Source organism: Paracoccus sp. (in: a-proteobacteria) (assembly GCF_039808215.1).
Classification (GTDB): Bacteria; Pseudomonadota; Alphaproteobacteria; order Rhodobacterales; family Rhodobacteraceae; genus Paracoccus.
In genome coordinates, this window is sequence record NZ_JBDHSP010000152.1 from 1 (window position 1) to 2981 (window position 2981).

Here is a 2981-nt window from a genome sequence, read left to right on the forward strand (position 1 = left end):
GAGAGCATGACCACCACCATCCTGCCCAGCGGAAACGAGGCCTGGGGATTCTGGGGAACCATCAGCCGCATCGAGAACGACCCGGCGGCCGACCCGGCGAAGGCTTGGACGATCGCCTCCCGCCGGATCGCCGAGGCGACCACCGCCTCGCCCGAGGGGGTGCGCGACTTCCTCGACTCCCGCCACGGCCGCCACTTCGCCGACGACGTCGCGAACGAGCTTGCCCGGGGCGACACGCTCCGGGAAGCGATCGACACCGCCATCGCCCGCTGGATGGACTGGCGGATCGACCGCAGGACCAGCCGCGAGACCGGGATCCCGAAGGGGCTCCCTTACCTGACCGGCTTCGCCAATCACTACGCGATCATGGCCGAGCTTCCCTACTGATCGCAGCCCTTCCCGACACCGCCGCGCTGCCACGGGCAAGCGCGGCTCGGGGTCGTAGAAGGTCCGGGATGGTCCCGCGCCTCGCAACGAAGGGACACCCCGATGACCAAGGCACCCGATACCCGCCTTCGCCATCCCCAGCAGATCATCGGCGACAGCGCCCGGCAGAAGGCTCGCCACGCCTATCGCGCCGCATGGAACCGCGACTGGCCGTTCGACGAACGCTACCTCGCCGAGCTCTTCATCCAGGCGAAGGCGGACCTCGGGCTCGAGCCGAACTCCAAGAAGTCGCCGGACAAGGTGCTCGAGGTGGTGCTCGATCTCATGCGCGCCGACCACGAGTTCGACCCCGAGCCGGCCGCGGCGGCACCCGAGGTTTCGGCCGAGGCGCTGGTTGCGCGCGGCGGCGACGAGCCCCCGTTCGTCCTGCGCAGCCCCTGCGACGGCAGCACCGGGGAATGGCACTGCATGGTGGGCGGCCAGATCTTCGGTCCGTGGCCGGACACGGGCTCGGCGGCGGCGGGCTTCGCCACCGAGCAGCGCCGGGCGGCGAAGAGGTCCGGCAAGCCGACCGAAACGACCGACTGATCGCAGCCCGTCCCGACACCGCCGCGCCGCCCTCGGGCGAGCGCGGCTCGGGGTCGTAGCAGGCGAGGGATGGTCTCGCGCCTCGCAACGAAGGACGACCCGATGACCAAGCTCTCCGATACCCAAGTGATCATCCTCTCGGCGGCGGCGCAGCGCGCCGACGGCAACGTGCTGCCGCTCCCCGGCTCGCTCCGCGGCGGGGCCGCGACCAAGGTCGTGGCCGCGCTGCTTTCCCGCGGGCTGATCCGCGAGCAGATCATCGACAGCCCGCGCAAAGCGGACGCGGCGATGAACACCATCTGGCGCAACCTCCCCGAGCCCGACAGCCGCGGGGTGCTGCTCTTCATCACCGCCGCCGGCACCGAGGCGATCGGGGTCGAGCCCGAGGCGGTGCCTTACGCCTTCAACGAGGGCACCAACTCCGCCGGCGAGCCGGCCGCCGGTGCGCCCGAGGGCGCGGACACGGGCGCGGACGACGCGCCGGTCGAGACGCCCGCGAAGCGTCGGGGCGGACGTAAGAAGGCGGCGCCCACCGGCGCGGACGTCGCGCCTGCGCCGAAGACCCGCGCCGGCACCAAGCAGGCGCAGCTGATCGCGATGCTCCGCCGCCCCGAAGGCGCGACCATCGCCCAGATCGTCGAGGCCACCAACTGGCTGCCACACACCGCTCGAGGCTTCTTCGCCGGGGCGCTGAAGAAGAAGCTCGGGCTCATCGTCACCTCGGAGAAGATCGAGGGAACCCGAGTCTACCGACTGGCTTCGGAGTGAGGCCGGTGGCGGTTCATCGCATCAGCGACCGCGCCGAGGCCGCGCTTCAGCGACTGGCGAAGAAGGCGGGCCAGAAGCCGGCGCAGTTCCTCCACGACCTGATCCTCGACTTCGAGGCGGGCGAGGACTTCACGCCGCCGGACCAGCGTCCGGACGCCAATCCTTGGGCCGACGGCCACAAGGACGACGGGGAGGCGCGACAGTGAGTCCCGCCGACCGCCCGGACCCGCGGCACCGCATCCTCGGGATCGCGCTGCGGCTGGCGGCCTACCCGCCGGCCCGCAAGCATGAGCATGCCTACGAGGCGCGCGTGCCATGGCGGCTCATCACCGAGCTGCGCGAGGCGCTCGACGACGCCGGCGCCGACTGGAAGGCGATACGCGCGGCGCTCCGGGAGCCCGACTGACCATGCCGCGCTTCCGGGTTCACGCCTACGACGACGAGCACCACGCCACGCTGATCATCGAGAGCGATCGGTCGGAGCGGGCCGGTGTGGTCGCGTCCGAGTTCGTCGCCGCGATGCACCTCGGGTATTATCCCGCGGATCACCGGGAGCGCTGGCCTGAGCTCGTCGGGATCGAAACCGCGACCTCGTACTTCGATGCAGATGAGGCGTTCGCGCCGATCATCGAGAGCATCGAGGCGATCGATCCTGACCCGCCCGGGGACGGCTGATCACCCGCCGGACGACCTCCCGCCGCCTGCGAGGGCGGCGGGTCCCGTCAGGCGCCGCCGCGTGGCACTTCGTCGCCGTGCCTGCATCGCCGCTCGCAGGCCCCGCTACCGGACAGGCCATCGACAACGTCCGAGCGTCTCCGGTGCGATGCTGGTAAGGTGCACATGCCCGCTGGGGGCAGTTCGGGACCAACGCCAAAGGGAGGGTCAGATGGCAGAAGGCGTCTACAGAATCGTCGATGTTGTCGGTGTCAGCGAGAAGTCGTGGGAGGACGCGGGGCGGAACGCCGTGGAAACGGCGGCCGGCTCGCTGCGCGACCTTCGGATTGCCGAGGTGGTGAAGCTGGACATGAAAGTCGAGAACGGGAAGGTCGTCGCGTTCCGCACGCGTGTCGCTCTCTCCTTCAAGTACGAGGCCTGAGCCGCCCGCGCTCCATGACCACTTGCAGATGGCCATCGCGCCAAGGCCGTCGCTGTCCTTCGGGGCGGCTCCCGTTCAGGCGCCGCCCCACTGCTCGGCCATCGCCGCGGCGATGCCCGGATAGGTGCGGCTCCGGTTCCGC

Annotated in this window: 7 protein-coding genes; all 7 read left to right on the plus strand. The window is 70.7% G+C overall.

Annotated elements, in window-relative coordinates; all coding sequences use genetic code 11:
- On the plus strand, nucleotides 1-387 hold a 387-nt coding region (locus tag WMK75_RS18825), incomplete at its 5' end, for a hypothetical protein (protein ID WP_347269104.1).
- Nucleotides 388-489: 102 nt separating this feature from the next.
- On the plus strand, nucleotides 490-975 hold the full coding sequence (locus WMK75_RS18830; protein ID WP_347269105.1) for a hypothetical protein: 486 nt from the start codon (nucleotides 490-492) through the stop codon (nucleotides 973-975).
- Nucleotides 976-1077: 102 nt separating this feature from the next.
- Nucleotides 1078-1743 carry a DUF3489 domain-containing protein gene (locus tag WMK75_RS18835; RefSeq protein ID WP_347269106.1) on the plus strand — a complete coding sequence of 222 codons (666 nt, stop codon included), beginning with the start codon at nucleotides 1078-1080 and terminating at the stop codon, nucleotides 1741-1743.
- 5 nt (nucleotides 1744-1748) lie between these two features.
- Nucleotides 1749-1949 carry a hypothetical protein gene (locus WMK75_RS18840; RefSeq protein WP_347269107.1) on the plus strand — a complete coding sequence of 67 codons (201 nt, stop codon included), beginning with the start codon at nucleotides 1749-1751 and terminating at the stop codon, nucleotides 1947-1949.
- Nucleotides 1946-2149, plus strand: a complete 204-nt coding sequence (locus WMK75_RS18845; protein WP_347269108.1) for a hypothetical protein — start codon at nucleotides 1946-1948, stop codon at nucleotides 2147-2149. The genes WMK75_RS18840 and WMK75_RS18845 overlap by 4 nt, the downstream gene beginning before the upstream one ends.
- 2 nt (nucleotides 2150-2151) lie before the next feature.
- Complete coding sequence (locus WMK75_RS18850) at nucleotides 2152-2418, plus strand: hypothetical protein (protein ID WP_347269109.1); 267 nt, start codon at nucleotides 2152-2154, stop codon at nucleotides 2416-2418.
- 211 nt (nucleotides 2419-2629) lie between these two features.
- The gene (locus WMK75_RS18855) at nucleotides 2630-2839 is read left to right on the plus strand and encodes a dodecin family protein (RefSeq protein WP_324583829.1); all 210 of its coding nucleotides are present in this window, start codon (nucleotides 2630-2632) and stop codon (nucleotides 2837-2839) included.
- Nucleotides 2840-2981 lie beyond the last annotated feature (142 nt).